The sequence below is a fragment of the Luteimonas sp. Soil_N_1 genome (genome assembly GCF_057656255.1).
In genome coordinates this window covers 2,633,466-2,650,532 of the sequence record NZ_JBDGKS010000001.1, presented here as the reverse complement: position 1 = coordinate 2,650,532, position 17,067 = coordinate 2,633,466, and the positions used below count along the sequence as shown (strand labels likewise).

At 68.3% G+C, this 17,067-nt stretch carries 14 protein-coding genes; 10 read left to right on the top strand and 4 right to left on the bottom strand.

Annotation, left to right across the window (positions count from 1 at the left end; genetic code table 11):
• Positions 1-171: 171 nt before the first annotated feature.
• The 10 genes from AC3A4E_RS12335 to AC3A4E_RS12290 all read left to right on the top strand — a co-directional run bounded on the left by AC3A4E_RS12335 (position 172) and on the right by AC3A4E_RS12290 (position 11,427).
• Positions 172-1,380 carry an MFS transporter gene (locus AC3A4E_RS12335; protein ID WP_487631732.1) on the top strand — a complete coding sequence of 403 codons (1,209 nt, stop codon included), beginning with the start codon at positions 172-174 and terminating at the stop codon, positions 1,378-1,380.
• A complete protein-coding gene (locus tag AC3A4E_RS12330) occupies positions 1,377-2,543 on the top strand; it encodes an isochorismate synthase (protein WP_487631731.1) in 1,167 nt (388 codons plus the stop codon). The genes AC3A4E_RS12335 and AC3A4E_RS12330 overlap by 4 nt, the downstream gene beginning before the upstream one ends.
• Before the next feature lie 25 nt (positions 2,544-2,568).
• Positions 2,569-4,218, top strand: a complete 1,650-nt coding sequence (locus AC3A4E_RS12325; RefSeq protein WP_487631730.1) for a (2,3-dihydroxybenzoyl)adenylate synthase — start codon at positions 2,569-2,571, stop codon at positions 4,216-4,218.
• A complete protein-coding gene (locus AC3A4E_RS12320; protein ID WP_487631729.1) occupies positions 4,218-4,853 on the top strand; it encodes an isochorismatase family protein in 636 nt (211 codons plus the stop codon). Before AC3A4E_RS12325 ends, AC3A4E_RS12320 begins: the two co-directional genes overlap by 1 nt.
• 35 nt (positions 4,854-4,888) lie before the next feature.
• Entirely contained in the window at positions 4,889-5,116 is a 228-nt protein-coding gene (locus AC3A4E_RS12315; protein ID WP_487632071.1) for a phosphopantetheine-binding protein, read from the top strand.
• On the top strand, positions 5,113-9,033 hold the full coding sequence (locus AC3A4E_RS12310; protein ID WP_487631728.1) for an amino acid adenylation domain-containing protein: 3,921 nt from the start codon (positions 5,113-5,115) through the stop codon (positions 9,031-9,033). Before AC3A4E_RS12315 ends, AC3A4E_RS12310 begins: the two co-directional genes overlap by 4 nt.
• Positions 9,034-9,140: 107 nt before the next feature.
• On the top strand, positions 9,141-10,040 hold the full coding sequence (locus tag AC3A4E_RS12305; RefSeq protein WP_487631727.1) for a 2,3-dihydro-2,3-dihydroxybenzoate dehydrogenase: 900 nt from the start codon (positions 9,141-9,143) through the stop codon (positions 10,038-10,040).
• Positions 10,041-10,098: 58 nt separating this feature from the next.
• Positions 10,099-10,524 (top strand): nucleotide triphosphate diphosphatase NUDT15, encoded by a 426-nt coding sequence (locus AC3A4E_RS12300; RefSeq protein ID WP_487631726.1) that lies wholly within the window; start codon positions 10,099-10,101, stop codon positions 10,522-10,524.
• Between the two features lie 36 nt (positions 10,525-10,560).
• Positions 10,561-10,959, top strand: coding sequence for a hypothetical protein (locus AC3A4E_RS12295; protein WP_487631725.1), 399 nt, complete (start codon positions 10,561-10,563; stop codon positions 10,957-10,959).
• A gap of 108 nt (positions 10,960-11,067) precedes the next feature.
• Positions 11,068-11,427 (top strand): VOC family protein, encoded by a 360-nt coding sequence (locus AC3A4E_RS12290; protein WP_487631724.1) that lies wholly within the window; start codon positions 11,068-11,070, stop codon positions 11,425-11,427.
• A gap of 223 nt (positions 11,428-11,650) precedes the next feature.
• Here the strand turns inward: AC3A4E_RS12290 and AC3A4E_RS12285 are convergent, their stop codons facing one another.
• From AC3A4E_RS12285 to AC3A4E_RS12270, 4 genes are read right to left on the bottom strand one after another with little or no spacing between them, the layout of a single operon-like run.
• Positions 11,651-11,929 carry a hypothetical protein gene (locus AC3A4E_RS12285; RefSeq protein WP_487631723.1) on the bottom strand — a complete coding sequence of 93 codons (279 nt, stop codon included), beginning with the start codon at positions 11,927-11,929 and terminating at the stop codon, positions 11,651-11,653.
• Positions 11,919-14,273: an FdhF/YdeP family oxidoreductase gene (locus AC3A4E_RS12280; RefSeq protein ID WP_487631722.1), complete on the bottom strand. Its 2,355-nt coding sequence runs from the start codon at positions 14,271-14,273 to the stop codon at positions 11,919-11,921. Before AC3A4E_RS12280 ends, AC3A4E_RS12285 begins: the two co-directional genes overlap by 11 nt.
• Positions 14,270-15,157, bottom strand: a complete 888-nt coding sequence (gene fdhD / locus AC3A4E_RS12275) for a formate dehydrogenase accessory sulfurtransferase FdhD (protein WP_487631721.1) — start codon at positions 15,155-15,157, stop codon at positions 14,270-14,272. The genes AC3A4E_RS12280 and fdhD overlap by 4 nt, the downstream gene beginning before the upstream one ends.
• A gap of 52 nt (positions 15,158-15,209) precedes the next feature.
• Positions 15,210-16,895: an OFA family MFS transporter gene (locus tag AC3A4E_RS12270; protein ID WP_487631720.1), complete on the bottom strand. Its 1,686-nt coding sequence runs from the start codon at positions 16,893-16,895 to the stop codon at positions 15,210-15,212.
• Positions 16,896-17,067 lie beyond the last annotated feature (172 nt).

Here is a 17,067-nt window from a genome sequence, read left to right as displayed (position 1 = left end):
CATTGCCGGAACGGTTCGTTCCGGCAGGCCTTCCGCGCCGCCTCCAAATGCGACCTGTTATCATTCGTGCACCGCCAGCGCATTAGATGCGCCTGCTGATGGCCCGTCGCATCGCTTGCCGACGCGCCGGTCGCCGGCCGGGCCCGGCGGCTCTGGAAAATCGAGACCCTGATGTCTGTAGCGACCCCTGCGCGCCCCACCGCGTCCGCCCTGCCGGCGCTGGTGTTCACTGCCCTCGTGGGCACGATGGCGATGATGGCCTTCGTCGCGGTGGTCGGCCCGGTCGTGCGCCTGCTGGGTCTGGCCGAGTGGCATGCCGGTCTGTCGGTCACCGCCGCGGGTGTGCTGTGGATGCTGTCGGCGCGACGCTGGGGCCGGTTGAGCGATCGCATCGGTCGTCGACGCGTGCTGCTGATCGGTCTGACCGGCTACGCCGTGGTCTACATCGCGATGGCGGTGTTCGTGGATGTGGCGCTGCGGTCGCCGCCGGCGGTACTGGTGTCGGTGGCGATGCTGGTGGGCACGCGCGCGCTGATCGGCCTGTTCTATGCGGCGATTCCGCCGACCGCCGGCGCGCTGGTTGCCGATGAGGTGGCGCCCGGTCTGCGCGGCAGTGCGATGGCCAAGCTCGGCACCGCGAATGCGCTGGGCATGGTGCTGGGCCCGGCTGCGGCCGGCTGGATTGCCTTCCACGGCATCGCACTGGCGCTGTACATCGCCGCGGCGCTGCCGCTGCTGGCGCTGGTCGTGCTGTGGTGGCGATTGCCCGACACGCCGCCTTCCGACAGCCTGCACCAGAAGCCGAAGACGGGCATGGCGCTGGCCGATCCACGTCTGCGCCTGCCGGTGTTCACCGTGTTCGCGGCGATGGTCTCGGTGACGATCGCCCAGGTCGTCGTCGGCTTTTTCGCGATCGACCGACTGCAGCTGTCGCCGGCCGATGGCGCGCGCGTCGCCGGTCTCGCGCTGACCGCGGTCGGCATCGGTCTGATCTTCGCCCAGTCGCTGGTGATGCGTTTCAAGTCGGTGCCGCCGGCGCGCTGGATCGCGTTCGGCGCGCTCGTCTCGGGCATCGGTTTCGCGTCTTCGGCGCTGGTGGCCGTGCAATGGCAGCTGCTGGCGGCCTATGGATTCGCCGCGTTCGGCATGGGCTTCGTGTTTCCGTCGTTCCAGGCGCTGGCGGCCGATTCGGTCGAGTCGCACGAGCAGGGCGCGGCGGCGGGCACGGTCGCGGCGGTGCAGGGCATGGGCATGGTCGCCGGCCCGCTGCTCGGCACGCTGTTGTATCGCTGGTCGCCGTCGGCGCCGTATCTGTTCGTCGGCGTGGTGCTCGCGGTGCTGTCGCTGGTCGCCACGCTGCACGCGAGGCGCCCCGCATGAGCGCGACCCGCGCCCTTGAAGCGCGCGATCTGACCGGCGATGTCGCCAGCCTGTTCCGCCTGCACGCGCCGGACCGGCGTCTGGCGACCGACGGCATCCGCAGCCGTCTGCCGGCTGGCCCCGCAGCGACGCTCGGCGAACGCGTCGCCACATTTTTCGCCACGCCGCGCAGTGGACCGGCTCTTCTGGTCGGCGCGCTGCCGTTCGATCCGCACCAGGACGACGCGCTGTATCAGCCCGAGCGCTTCTCCACGCCCGGCACCGGCAATCTGCCGTCCACGCTGGGCCCGCTGTTCGCTGCGGCGGAACTGCCGCCTGCGGCCGATTACGCCGACGCGGTCGCGCGTTGTGTCGCTGTGCTGCGTGATGCGCCCGCGGGCGACGACGCGCTGCGCAAGGTCGTGCTCGCGCGCGGACTGCGCGTGGAAGGTGCTGCGCCGATCGATCCGCACGTGCTCGCGGTCAAGCTCGGCAGCGATGCCAGCGTAACCACCTATGTCGTGCCGCTGCCGGTTGCCCCAGGCGAAGCGCCTGCGTGGCTGGTCGGCGCGACGCCGGAGCTGCTGGTCTCGCGTCGTGGCCGCGCGGTCGTCTCGCATCCGCTGGCCGGTTCGGCGCGTCGCGTCGGCAACGAGGCCGAAGACCGCCGCCGCACCGATGCGCTGCTGGCCTCGGGCAAGGATCTGCACGAGCACCGCTTCGTCGTCGAAGCGATCCTCGATGGCCTCGCGCCGTTGTGCAGCCAGTTGCAGGCGCCGCCGCGACCGTCGCTGCATGCGACCGCGACGATGTGGCATCTGGCGACGCGCATCACCGGCACGCTGAAGACCGACGACATCTCGTCGGCGACGCTCGCCGGCGTGCTGCATCCCACGCCCGCGGTCTGCGGCACGCCGCGTCTGCCGGCGCTGCAGGCGATCCGCGATCTCGAACCCTTCGACCGCGGCTTCTACGCCGGTGCGGTCGGCTGGACCGATGCGTCGGGCGACGGCGACTGGTACGTGGCGATCCGCTGCGCGCGCGTGCAGGGCCACGCGATGCATCTGTTCGCCGGGGCCGGTATCGTGGCCGATTCGCAGCCCGCGCTCGAGGTCGACGAGACCGCGGCGAAGTTCATGGCCCTGCGAAACGCGCTCGGCATCGACGACGCCCGCGCGGCCTGAAGACACACCAGGACCCCTGTTCCGCATGACCGATGCATCCCGACACACCGTGCCGCTGCGGCAGACGTGGCCCGACGAGTTCGTCGCGCGCTACCGCGCCGCCGGCCACTGGCGCGGTGAGACCTTCCCCGGCTTCCTGCGCGAGCGCGCGACGCGGTTCGCCGATGCGATCGCGGTCGTCGGCGGCGACACGCGCTGGACCTATGCGCAGCTGTGGGCCGAGGCCGAACGCATCGCCGCGGGTCTTCTCGCGCAGGGCCTCGCACCCGGCGACCGTGTCGTCGTGCAGCTGGGCAACATTCCCGAGTTCATCGCCGTGGTCTGCGCACTGTTCCGCGCGCAGCTGGTGCCGGTGTATGCGTTGCCCGCGCATCGCCTGACCGAGGTCGCGCACTTCGCGCGCAAGTCGGAAGCCAGCGCCTACGTCTGCGCGGCACGCTATGAGACCTTCGATTACCGCACGCTCGCGCGCGAACTGCAGGCCGAGGTGCCGGCAGTGCGGCAGGTCTTCGTCGTCGGCGACGCGGCCGAGTTCGTGTCCATCGAATCACTCGACGGCGCGCGCGACGCGTTGCCGGGCGATCCAGATCCGCAGTCCGTCGCGTTCCTGCAGATCTCCGGCGGCAGTACCGGCCTGTCGAAGCTGATTCCGCGCACGCACGACGACTACATCTACAGCTTCCGCGCCAGCAACGATCTGTGCGGCATCGATGCGGATAGCGTCTACATGGTCGCGCTGCCGGCCGCGCACAATTTTCCGATGAGCTCGCCCGGTTTCTTCGGCGCGCTGTACGCCGGCGCGCGCGTGGTGCTGAGTTCCGGCCCGGGGCCCGATGCCGCGTTCCCGCTGATCGCCCGCGAGCGCGTGACCTGCGTCGGCCTCGTGCCGCCGCTCGCGCTGTTGTGGGCCGATGCCGCGGGCAAGACCGCGTTTGATCTGTCGAGCCTGCAGGTGCTGCAGGTCGGCGGCGCCAAGCTGGTGCCGGAAGCCGCGCGCCGCGTGGTGGCGGGCCTGGGCTGCACGCTGCAGCAGGTATTCGGCATGGCCGAAGGCCTTGTGAACTACACGCGTCTCGACGATGCCGACAAGCTCGTGCTGACCACCCAGGGCCGACCGATCAGCGCCGACGATGAAGTCCTGGTGGTCGACGATCACGGTGCACAGGTTGCCGAGGGCGAAGTGGGCCATCTGCTGACGCGTGGCCCGTACACGATCCGCAGTTACCACAACGACGACGCGGCGAATGCGCGGTCGTTCACCGACGACGGTTTCTACCGCACCGGTGACATGGTGCAGCGCCTGCCGAGCGGCCATCTGATCGTGCAGGGCCGGGCGACCGACCACATCAACCGCGCCGGCGAGAAGATCTCGGCCGAGGAGATCGAAGACCATCTGCTCGCGCATCCGCAGGTGTTCGATGCGGCGGTGGTGTCGATTCCCGACGAATTCCTCGGCGAACGCAGCTGCGCGTTCGTGATTCCCGGTGACGAGAAGCCGCGCCCGGCCGAGCTCAAGGCTTGGGTGCGCGGTCGCGGTCTCGCGGCGTTCAAGGTGCCGGACCAGATCGTGTTCGTGGATGCGTTCGGGACCACGGCGGTCGGCAAGATCAGCCGCCGCGAATTGCGTGCGCAGCTGCGCGCGCGTTTCCTCGACGACCAGAAGGACGCCGGCTGATGGGCCTGCCGAAAATCGCACCGTATCCGCTGCCCACCGCCGCCGAACTCCCGGCCGCGCGCGGCCAGTGGGTGCCCGAACCGCAGCGCGCCGCGTTGCTCGTCCACGACATGCAGCGCTACTTCCTCGCCGCATTCGCGCAGGACGACGCGCCGCTGGCACCTGCGGTACAGAACCTCGCGCGCCTGCTCGCGCATTGCCGCAGCGCCGGCATCCCGGTGTTCTACACCGCGCAGCGCGGCCACCAGGACCGCCGCGATCGCGGCCTGCAGGCCGATCTCTGGGGCCCGGGCATGCAGGCGAGCGCCGAGCACGAGACCATCATCGCGGCGCTGGCGCCCGTCGACGGCGACCATGTGCTGGTCAAGCACCGCTACAGCGCCTTCCAGCGCAGCAACCTCGACACGCTGATGCGCGCGCGCGGACGCGACCAGCTGCTGATCACCGGCGTCTACGCGCACATCGGCGTGCTGTCGACGGCGACCGACGCCTTCCAGCGCGACATCGAGACCTTCGTCGTCGCCGATGCGGTCGCCGATTTCTCGCGCGCCGATCACGACCTCGCGCTGCACTGGATCGCGCGCACCTGCGGCGTGCCGCTGACCACCGACCGACTTCTGGAGATGCTGCAGTGACTGTGGACCGTACCGGCCCCTTGACCCTCGAGCGCATGCGCGCCGATGTCGCCAAGCTGATCAGTGAAGCGCCCGAGGACGTGCGCGACGACGACAACCTGATGGACCTCGGTCTCGATTCGATGCGCGTGCTGGGCCTGGTCATGGCCTGGGGCGAGCACGGCATCGCGCTGGAGTTCTCGCATCTCGCCGAGCACACCACGCTCGCCGGCTGGTGGCAGGTCGTGCAGGACCTGCAGCGCGACACGCCCGCCGCCGGATGACCGCGACAGCGTCCCGCGTCGAAGCCGATGCCGCCGCGTCAGGCACGGGCTGGCCGCTGACCGAAGCGCAGGCCGGCCTCTGGTATGCGCAGAGGCTGGCGCCGGACAACCCGGCATTCAACACCGCGCACGCCTTGTGGATCGACGGCCCGCTGGATGTCGATGCCTTCGTGCGCGCGGCGGACCAGGCCGCCGACGAGGCGCCGGCGCTGGCCTTGCGTATGCGCGAGGCGGGCGACGGTCCGATCCAGTGGATCGACGCGGGTCACGTGCCGCATCTGGACGTCGTCGACCTGTCCGCCGAGTCTGCGCCGGATGCCGTCGCGCGTGCGGCGATGGCGCGCGATCGGCTGTCGCCGGTCGATCCCGCGCGCGATCGTCTCGCGCTGCAGCGGCTGTACCTGCTGGGCGGCGATCGCTATGTCTGGTACCTGCGCGTGCATCACCTCGCGACCGACGGCTACGGCATGGCGCTGCTGACCGAGCGCGCCTGTGCGCTGTATGCCGATGCATCTGCCGGTACGACCTTCGCACCGCTCGATGGCGTGCTGGCCGAGGACGCGAGCTATCGCGTTTCGCAGAAGCGCGCGACCGATGCGGCGTACTGGCACGAGACGCTGGCCGGCATGCCGGCCGTGTCGGGGCTCGGCGGCGGATTTGCCCATGCCGCGTCCGATTGCCTGCGTCACGTCGAAGCGCTCGACGCGGACTTCCGCGACGGCCTCGCCCGCGCGGCCACTGCGCTCGGCCAGCCCTGGCCGGACGTGCTGACCGCACTCACCGCCGCCTACTGCCAGCGCTTCGGCGGGCAGGGCGAAGCGGTCGTCGGTGTGCCCTTCATGGGCCGGCTCGGCAGTGCGTCCGCGCGCGTGCCGGCGATGGTCATGAACGTGTTGCCGCTGCGGGTGCCCGCGCTGCCGGATGCGAGCGTTGCGGACTTCATGCAGACGATGATCCGTGCGCTGCTGCGTGGCCGCCGGTATGGTCGCTACCGCGGCGAGCAGCTGCGGCGTGATCTCGGCCTGATCGGCGGTCAGCGCCGCCTGCATGGTCCGCTGATCAATGTGCAGCCGTTTTACCGGCCGACATTGCTCGCCGGCACGCGCGCGTCGATGGAAATCCTCGGCACCGGACCGGTCGACGACATTACCTTGGGCTTCCGCGGCGATGGCGTGCAGGCGCTCGATCTCGAGATCGAGGCCAATCCCGATCTGTACGCGCCGTCCGACGTCGCGTCGCACGCGACGCGTCTGCGCACCTTCCTCGCTGCCGCGTTCGAAATTGCGGCGCAGCCGGATACGCGGCTCGGCGACGTGCCGCTGGCGACACCCGCCGAAGCGGCGCGCACGCTGTTCGATTTCAATGCCACCGCGCATCTGGTGCCGGACACCACGCTGGTCGCGTTGATCGAAACGTCGATGGCGGCCACGCCCGACGCGCCGGCACTGGTGTTCCACGGCGAGACGCTGACCTACCGCGCACTAGACACACGCAGCCGCGCACTCGGGCAGGCGCTGCACGCGCGTGGCGCCGGTGCCGACACGGTCGTCGCGGTCGCATTGCCGCGCTCGATCGAACTCGTCGTCGCACTGGTCGCCGTGTTGCGCGCCGGCGCGGCCTATCTGCCGATGGACCTCGCGCATCCGATCGAGCGACGCGCGCGCATCCTGCGGTCGGCGCAGTCGGTCTCACTGCTCGCGAACGCAGACGACGGGATCGACTGGCCGGATGATGCGCCGCGCTTCTCGCCGCACGACTGGCCGCAGAGCGCGTACGACGGCGTGCTGCCGTCCGTCGATCCGCAGCATGCGGCCTACGTCATCTACACCTCCGGCTCGACCGGTGAGCCCAAGGGCGTCGTCGTCGAACATCGTGCAATCGTCAACCGCCTCGAATGGATGCGCACGCATTACGGCATCGATGCCAGTGATCGCATCCTGCAGAAGACGCCCGCCACGTTCGACGTGTCGGTCTGGGAATTCTTCCTGCCGCTGCTGGCCGGGGCCACGCTGGTGGTCGCACCCCCGGATGCGCATCGTGACCCGGTCGCGATCGCGCGGCTGGTCCGCGCGGCCGGTATCACCACCCTGCATTTCGTGCCGTCGATGCTCGCCGCGTTCCTGGCCGCACCCGAAGCGCGCGGCCTGACGACGCGTCGCGTCTTCGTCAGCGGCGAGGCGCTGGATGCCGACCTGCGCGACCGCTTCCACGCGACGGTCGATGCGGAACTGCACAACCTCTACGGCCCGACCGAAGCTGCGGTCGACGTCAGTTTCTGGCCGGCCAGCGCGGACGACACGTCGCGCCCGGTGCCGATCGGCTTCCCGGTCTGGAACACACGGCTGTACGTGCTCGATGCGCGCATGCGCGCGCTGCCGCCCGGCGTCGTCGGCGATCTGTATCTCGGCGGCGTGCAGCTCGCGCGCGGCTATCTGGGGCGCGACGATCTGACCGCCGAACGCTTTCTCGCCGATCCGCATCTCCCGGGCGAACGCATCTACCGCACCGGCGATCTCGCGCGCTGGCGTGACGACGGCGCAGTGGAATTCCTCGGTCGCAGCGATCACCAGGTCAAGTTGCGCGGTCTGCGCATCGAGCTTGGCGAGATCGAAGCCGCCATCGTTGCCAGCGGACTCGCGTCGCAGGCGGCCGTCATCGTGCGCGAGGACCGCGCCGGCGACCGGCGTCTGGTCGGCTATCTGCAACCCACGGCCGAATTCGACGCTGCGTCGCTGCGCTCGTTCGTCGCCGCGCAGTTGCCGGATTACATGGTGCCGTCTGCCTTCGTCGCGCTCGCCGACTGGCCGGTCACCGCGAACGGCAAGCTCGACCGCGACGCCTTGCCGGCACCCGCGTTCGAGGCGGGCGCGTTCGTCGCGCCGCGCACGCCGACCGAATCCACGCTCGCCGCGTTGTTCGCGGACGCCCTCGGCGTCGAGCGCGTCGGTGCGGACGCCGACTTCTTCGTGCTCGGTGGCGACTCGCTGCTCGCGGTGCATCTGCTGCTTGCGATCCAGCAGACGTTCGGCCGCGATCCGGGACTCGGTGCCTTGTTCGCCACGCCGACAGTCGAAGGACTCGCCGCCGCACTCGACGCGGGCGAGGGCGATGATCCCGACCACGGTCTGGCGCCGGTGATCGCGCTCGCGCAGGGCGAACCTGCTCGTGCGCCACTGTTCGTCGTGCACCCGGCCGGCGGCATCGCCTGGTGTTATCGCGACCTCGCGCGCGCACTTGCGCCCGCCCGCAGCGTGTACGGCTTGCAGTCGCCCGCGCTCGACCTCGCGCAGGCGCTGCCCGGCAGCATTGACGCGCTGGCGGCCGAGTACGCCGATCGCGTGGTCGCCTTGCAGCCGGACGGTCCCGTGCATCTGCTCGGCTGGTCGGTCGGCGGCATCCTTGCCCAGGCGATGGCCGTGCGCCTGCGCGCGTTGGGTCGCGAGGTCGGTGTGCTGGCACTGCTCGACGCGTATCCCGCCGAGGTCTGGCGCGCCGAGCCCGAGCCCGATGCCATCGCCGCACTGCGCGCGCTGCTGGCAATTGCCGGCTACGACCCGGATGCGTATCCCGCGCTGCGTACGCGCGACGCGATCGTCGACTTCCTGCGTCGCGGCGACAGCGCGCTGGGCAATCTGCCGGGCGCGGTGCTCGACGGCGTCGTGCGCGCGGTGACCGACACCAATCGCCTGGTGCGCCTGCATCACCACCATCATTTCGATGGCACGCTGCTGTACGTGCGCGCCGGCAACGACCACGCCGACCGCCCGAACCTGCAATCCTCGCTGTGGGTCGCGCATGCGGCGCATATCGAATCGATCGAGTTGCCGTTTCTGCACGCCGAACTGACCGGCCGCGACGCCACCGCACGCATCGCACCGTGGCTCGATGCGCGACTTGCGGCTTTCGACCCGCGTTAGCGAAGAACCGCGCGGCTCTATCCATTTGCCGGATCGTAGGATGGGTAGAGCGCAGCGAAACCCATCATCTCCTCGCCGCACCACACGACAGTCCCGGAATCGACCACATGCAACTCACAGGCTTCGACGGAAAGATCGCCCTCGTCACCGGCGCGGCGGGCGGTATCGGCGCTGCGGTGGTGCGGTTGATGCGGGAGAGTGGCGCGACGGTGGTGGCGACGGATCGGACAGCGCCGGTTGTAGAGGTGGCTTCCGACGGCATTGCCTTGACTGATGGGGCCCTCACCCCAACCCCTCTCCCGGAGGGAGAGGGGCTCATAGAAACGGAAAGCTCGCGCGCTCTAAGCCCCTCTCCCTCCGGGAGAGGGGTTGGGGTGAGGGCAGGTCTCGCGACCCTCCATTCCCGCGCCCTCGACGTCACCGACGCGACCGCCGTCGACACCCTGATCAAACAGATCGAAGCCGACATCGGACCCATCGATCTCGCCATCAACGTCGCCGGCATCCTCTCGACCGCCTCGATTCTCGACCTCACTGCCGACGAGTGGCGCCGCACCTTCGCGGTCAACACCGACGGTGTCTTCCACGTCTCCCAGGCCGTTGCCCGCGTCATGGCGCCACGTCGCCGCGGCGCGATGGTGACGGTCAGTTCCAACGCCGCCGGCATTCCGCGCCAGAACATGGCCGCCTACGCGGCGTCCAAGGCCGCGACCACGATGTTCGTGCGCTGCCTCGGCCTTGAGCTCGCGCCGCTCGGCATCCGCTGCAATATCGTCGCGCCGGGTTCGACGCGTACGCCGATGCAGACCGGCATGTGGACCGACGCCGGCGGCGAGGCGCGCACCATCGCCGGCACACTGGAGACGTTCAAGAGCGGCATTCCATTGGCCAAGCTCGCCGAACCCGAGGACATCGCGAACGCCGTGATGTTCCTGCTGTCCGACCAGGCCGGCCACATCGCGATGAGCGATCTCTACGTCGATGGCGGCGCCACGCTACGCGCCTGATGGACTCGCATCGGCGCATCGCAGGATCACTGGCTTCTACACACGACAGGACACGGGAATGACAACGCAAGTGCAGTCCGGCGCAGTCCTGGTGGGTGTCGGCGTGATCATCCTCCGCGACGGCAAGGTGCTGCTCGGCGAACGTGTCGGCTCGCATGGCGCCGGCACCTGGGCCTTGCCTGGCGGCCATCTGGAATTCGGCGAAACGGTCGCGGACTGCGCGCGGCGCGAGGTGCTGGAAGAAACCGGGCTCGCGATCCACGATATCGCGCCCGCGCCGTACACCAGCAATGTCTTCGCCGTCGAAGGCCGACATTACGTCACCCTGTTCGTCACCACGCAGACGACTGGTGAGCCAATGGTGCTTGAACCCGCGAAATGCCTGGGCTGGCAATGGTTTCACTGGGAGCAGCTGCCAAAGCCCCTGTTCGCGCCATTGCAGACTTTGCGCGATTCCGGTTTCGTGCCCACCAGCGGGATCTAGATGACCAGTCCCTCAGGGGTGTCGAAGATCTCTCTGATGTCGCTCCGGCTCGTCCACAAGGCGATCGGCGTGTTCGTTCTGCTGCCGACGACGCTTGTGGCGATGTTCTGGACACTGCTGGGCGTCCCGGCCCTGTTCGATGCCTTCGACAATCACGGCGCTGCCGGCGCATCCGTCGGCTTGAGCCTGGCGCTTGTTGCGGGATGGTTCGGGCTTGTGACGCTCTGGCGCCTTTACCGGAAGATAGGCGCGGCGCAATTTTGCGAGCGTCAGACGAATTACTGGATCGGACTGGGCGCAGGCGTCGGGGCCTCCCTCTATCTCCTCATAACCATGCCTGGGCAATGGCTCGCCGCCTGGCCCTTGGTCGCTGCCTCCTATTTCGCCTTGCGATTGCGAGCGTGCGCGATGAAGGCCCGCGCGCGACCCGTCTAGCCTTTTTACGCGCTGTCCCAACCCTTTTTGTAGGCGCGCTGGGTCGTGACTCGACACTGCGACGCGAGTCATCGGGCATCATCCGCGAAACCGCACCGGAACCCCGCCATGCCAGCCCACGAAAAACTCAACTACGTCGAACTTCCCGCCCGCGATCTCGATGCGACGAAGCGGTTCTTCGCGCAGGCATTCGGCTGGACCTTCGAGGACTACGGTCCCGACTACGTCGCGTTTTCGAACGAAGGACTCGACGGCGGCTTCTATCGCGCGGATCTGCAGGCGCGCAGTGAGGCGGGCAGTGCGCTGCTGGTGTTCTACAGCGCCCGCATCGAAGAGACGCTGGCGAAGGTCGAGGCCGCGGGCGGCACGATCCTGAAACCCGTCTTCGAGTTTCCGGGCGGTCGCCGGTTCCACTTCGCCGAGCCGAGCGGCAACGAGTTCGCGGTGTGGTCGGATCCGGTCGCCTGAGCGCAGCAGCAGCGCGCTGCACATCCCGATGCGCGGATCAAGCGGCAAGATCCACCGGTATCGGCAGGGTGGTGAAAATTTGACCGCGTGAAACCGGGCCGCCTGCGAGGCGGCCTCGCGATGCTTATCCACACCTTTGTCATCAGACCATCCACATCCCGTGTGGACAACGCGGGCCGGAGTGGTCGCCGCGGTGCGGTCAAGCGCGGCGCTGAAGCGCCGGTCAAGCCGGTGCGCTGTCGTCCGGCTGCATCAGCGACGCCGCGACTGCGCGGCCGCTGTCGGTGAGTTGCGCGAGCGTCCGCTCGCCATCCTCGACGGTGCGCACCCAGCCCGGTCCTTGCGCATCGCCGATGCGTTCTTCGCCGAGGTAGGCGAGGGTGCGCATCAACACGCTCATGCGGATGCCGAGCCGCTTGCACAGTCGCGGCAGCGACATGCCATCCGGCGCTGCCGCCAGTTCGGTCAGCAGCGCCTGAAGCAGGGCCTCGTCAGCGGACAATGGTGGCCGTGATGTCGCGCTGGCGCGGCATGTGCGCGCCGACGTCGGCGACGTGCGGCGTCACGATGACCGGCACCGACTTCGAGGTCGGCGTGCGCGATTCGTCGGCGAAGCTCGACAGCGGCACCAGCGGATTGGTCTCCGGGTAGTACGCCGCGAGGCAGCCGCGCGGGATGTTGTATTCGACCAGCAGGAAGCGCAGGGCCTGACGACGCACGCCGTCGTCGCACAGGCTTTCCAGATCCACCCAGTCGCCGGCCTTCATGCCGAGCGCGGCAATGTCATCCGCGTTCGCGAACAGCACGCGACGCTCCCCGAACACGCCGCGATAGCGGTCGTCGAGGCCGTAGATCGTGGTGTTGTACTGGTCGTGCGAGCGCGTGGTGGCGAGCGTGAACACCGGCTGCGTGCCGTGCATGCGGCGCGCGCGATGGATCGGATTGTCGGTCGGCACCGGGCAGGCGAAGAACACCGCCTTGCCGGCCGGATTCACCCACTTGCGGTCGCGCGCCGTGTTCGACAGGCGGAAACCGCCGGGCACGCGCACGCGGGTGTTGAAGTCGTGGAAATCGTCGAAGGTCATCGCGATCAGGTCGCGGATGCGGTCGTAATCCTCGACCACGCCCAGCCAGTCGATCTTCGAACGCGCGCCCAGCGTGGCGTGCGCGAGGCGCGCGACGATCGCCGGCTCCGACAGCAGCGTGTCCGACGCCGGCGGATTGATGCCCGAAGACAGGTGCACCATGCTCATCGAATCCTCGACGGTCACGCCCTGCGGACCGGCGGCCTGGATGTCGATCTCGGTGCGGCCCAGGCACGGCAGGATCAACGCGTCCTTGCCGTGGATCAGATGGCTGCGATTGAGCTTGGTGGTGACGTGCGCGGTGAGCGCGCAGCTGCGCAGACCCCGCGCGGTCGCGTCGGAATCCGGGGTGGCGATGGCGAAGTTGCCGCCCATGCCGAAGAACACCTGGCCGCGGCCGTCGATCATCGCCTCGATCGCGCCGACGGTATCGAAACCATCCTCGCGCGGCGGCTCGAAACCGAACACGTCGCGGATGCGATCGAGAAACGCGACCGGCGGCTTCTCGTAGATCATCATCGTGCGGTCGCCCTGCACGTTGCTGTGGCCGCGCACGGGGCACGCGCCGGCGCCGGGTCGACCGAGGTTGCCGCGCAGCAGCAGCAGATTCATCAGCACGTTGATCGTCGCGACCGAATGCTTGTGCTGGGTGATGCCCATGCCCCAGCACGCGATGACGCGTTCGCACGAGAGATACAGCTCGCCGGCGCGACGGAGCTGCGCCTCGTCGAGTCCGGATTCCTCGATGATCACGTCCCAGGATTCGGCCAGCACATCGACGACGAAGTCATCGAAGCCGGTCGTGTGCTCGGCGATGAACGCATGATCGAGCAGTGACGGCCGACCGAGCCCGGTCTCTTCCACGTCGCGTTCGAGCACGTGCTTGATCATGCCCTTCACAGCCGCGAGGTCGCCGCCGATCTTGAGCTGGAAATAGTCCGACGAGATCTTCGTCGAACTGTAGGTCGCCATCTCCAGCTTGTCCTGCGGATCGGCGAAGCGTTCCAGGCCGCGCTCGCGCAGCGGATTGAACGAGACGATCTTCGCGCCGCGCTTCGCCGCTTCGCGCAGTTCGCCGAGCATGCGCGGATGGTTGGTGCCGGGATTCTGGCCGAAGATGAAGATGCCGTCGGCGAGTTCGAAATCGTGCAGCGACACCGTGCCTTTGCCGACGCCGATCTGTTTTTTGAGCGCCGTGCCGGACGACTCGTGACACATGTTCGAGCAATCGGGGAAGTTGTTGGTGCCGTACTCGCGCACGAACAGCTGGTACAGGAACGCGGCCTCATTCGAGGTGCGGCCCGAGGTGTAGAAGATCGCGTTGTCGGGCGAGGGCAAGGCGTTGAGATGCGTCGCGACCAGACCGAGCGCTTCGTCCCAGGTCACCGGCACGTAATGATCCGTCGCCGCGTCGTAGCGCATCGGCGTGGTCAGGCGGCCCTGCTGTTCCAGCCAGTAATCGCTGTACTCGGCGAGCTGCGTCACCGTGTATTTGGCGAACAGTTCGGGGCCGGCACGGAACTTGGTCGCTTCGGCGGCGACGGCCTTGGCCCCGTTCTCGCAGAACTCGAAAGTCGAGGTGTGGTCGCGATCGGGCCACGCGCAGCCGGGGCAATCGAAGCCGTCGGGCTGGTTGGCCTTGAGCAGAGTCTTCGCGCCGCTGACCGCGATCTTCTGTTCAGTCAGATGCTTGGCCACGCTCTTGAGCGCGCCCCAGCCGCCGGCGGGACCGTCGTACTTGCGGATCGTGTCGTTGCTCATGGGGCAAAACTCCTGCCTGTGCGCGCGGCGACCGGCGATGTCGCCGGCGGGGGCAGCAGCCGCTGCGCGTGGGTGTACACGGCATGCCCGTCGTCGCGGGCGAAACCGATCAAGGTGAGATGGGCGCGCTGCGCCAGCGAAATCGCCAGCGCGGTCGGCGCGGAAATCGCCGCCATCAATGCGATGCCGACGCTCGCGGCCTTCATCGCCATTTCGTAGCTGGCGCGACTGGTGACGACGAGAAAACCGTCGGCGGGATCGAAATCATTGGCGTGCATCGCGCCGATCAGTTTGTCGAGCGCGTTGTGGCGGCCGACGTCTTCGCGTGCGAGTTGCAGCGTGCCGTCGAGCGACGCCCAGCCTGCCGCATGCGTGGCGCCGGTGAGCGCGGCGATGGATTGCGCATCGCGCAGTGCGCGCAATGCGCGTGACAGTGATTCGGGTGACACGCGGACATCGGTCGTGACCGGCGCCGGATACCGCAATGCGGCTTCGAGCAACTCGCTGCCGCAGACGCCGCAGCCACTGCGTCCGCTCATGCTGCGGCGACGCAGGGCCAAAGCCTCTGCGCGCGCCTCGGGAATCCGCAGGCGGATCTCGATGCCTTCGATGAAATGTTGGACGCCTTCGATCGCCACATCGCCCGGTGCATCGACGATGCCCTCGCTGATCGCGAAACCCCGCGCGAAATCCTCGAGGTCGGCCGGCGTCGCCATCATCACCGCGAACGGCACGTCGTTGTAGACGAAGGCCACCGGCACCTCCTCGGCCACGTGGTCGTCGACCTGACGCACCACGCCGTCGCGCCAGCGTTCGACTGGACGACGCACCGCGCCGGCCGTCGTGTCGCTCTGAAGAAGATCTGTGTTGGGGGAACGTGTCATGTCGGGAGGGTACCGGCGACCGCGTGAGCGGCCGCCGGTCCTGGCTCATGCCTCAGGCGAACAGCACCAGGGCTTTTTCCAGCGTTTTCCAGATGCCGAAGGCGAGCGGAATACCGACCGCGGCCCAGCAGAACGCGACCAGTGCCGGGTTGCCACCCGCGCCGATGCGGTCCATCTCGTCCTGCGAGATCAGCGACTTGCCGCTGGAATCGACCTTCTCGTGCGCCAGCTGCTTCTCGTGCGCCAGCTCTTCGGGCGACATGAAGTACTTCGGATTGACCGGGCGCACCAGCAGGTTGCAGATCAGGCCCAGTACCAGCATGCCGGCGAGGATGTACATCGTGGTGTTGTAGACCTGCGACGGCGGCATGCCGAGGCTCAGCTGATGCTCGCGCATGTAGCCGATCACCAGCGGGCCGAGGATGCCGGCAGTCGCCCATGCCGTCAGCAGGCGGCCGTGGATCGCGCCCACGTGCTGGGTGCCGAACAGATCGGCGAGATATGCAGGCACGGTGGCGAAGCCGCCGCCGTACATCGACAGGATCACGCAGAAGGCCGCGACGAACAGCGCGATCGAACCGGCGTTGCCGAGCGTCGGCGCCGAGGCGTACAGCGCGATGCCGAGTACGAAGAAGATCGAGTACGTGACCTTGCGGCCGAACTTGTCCGACATCGAGGCCCAGAAGAACCGGCCGATGATGTTGGCCAGACTCAGCATGCCGACGAAGCCCGCGGCGATCGCGGCGATGGCCGACAGCTGTTCGGTGCTCAGGTCACCGAAGCCGACATCCAGCCCGATCAGACGACCCCCGAACATCTCCTGCAGCATCGGCGAAGCCAGACCCAGCACGCCGATACCCGCCGACACGTTGAGGCAGAGCACGCCCCAGACCAGCCAGAACTGCGGGATGCCCCAGACGCGCTTCACATGCACGTGGCCCTGGGTGATCATCGCGTTGTCCTTCGCCGGCGGCGGCGTCCAGCCCTTCGGCTTCCAGCCGGTCGGCGGCACGCGATAACCGAATGCGCCGGCCATCATGAAGACGAAATAGGCCGCGGCCATCACCAGGAAGGTTTCCTTCACACCCACCGAGGTCGGCGTCGCGAAGTGGCGCATCAGCATGTCGGCCAGCGGGCTGCCGATCAGCGCGCCGCCGCCGAAGCCCATGATCGCCATGCCGGTCGCCATGCCGCGGCGGTCCGGGAACCACTTGATCAGCGTCGACACCGGCGAGATGTAGCCCAGGCCCAGACCGATACCGCCGATCACGCCCGACCCCAGCCACAGCATCCAGATCTGGTGCAGATGCACGCCCAGCGCGGAGATCAGCAGGCCGCCGCACCAGCACAGCGCGGCGACGAAGCCGGCCTTGCGCGGACCGACGCGTTCCAGCCAGCCGCCCCAGATCGCGGCCGAGCACCCCAGCAGCACGAAGAACAGCGTGTACATCCACTGCAGTTCGCTGATCTGCCAGTCGCAGCTGGCCGAGGTGATGCGGGCGAAGAAGCCCATGTCGGCGCCGCAGGCAATGGCGGCATCGATGCCGACCGCCTTCGACAGCGGCAGCCAGAACACGCTGAAGCCGTAGGCCATGCCGATGCACAGATGGATCGCCAGCGCGGCGGGCGGGACCAGCCAGCGGTTGAAGCCGGGCTTGGCGACGATGCGTTCTTTCGAGAGCAGGCTGCCTTCGCGGGCGCTGCTGGTGGATGGTGACGTTGCGGAACCTGTGGCCATGGAATCCTCCCCGGGACGATGTGCCGATATCGGATCTTTGCCGCCCAGTTATGTTCTTGATTACATATTGGGTGCGACAATTCGCCGCAACGGTACCCCCGCATCCCTTGTATCGCCAGTTCCGATGGTCGAATATCCGGCTTTGCAGAGCATATTCAATCTGCGGCGCGCC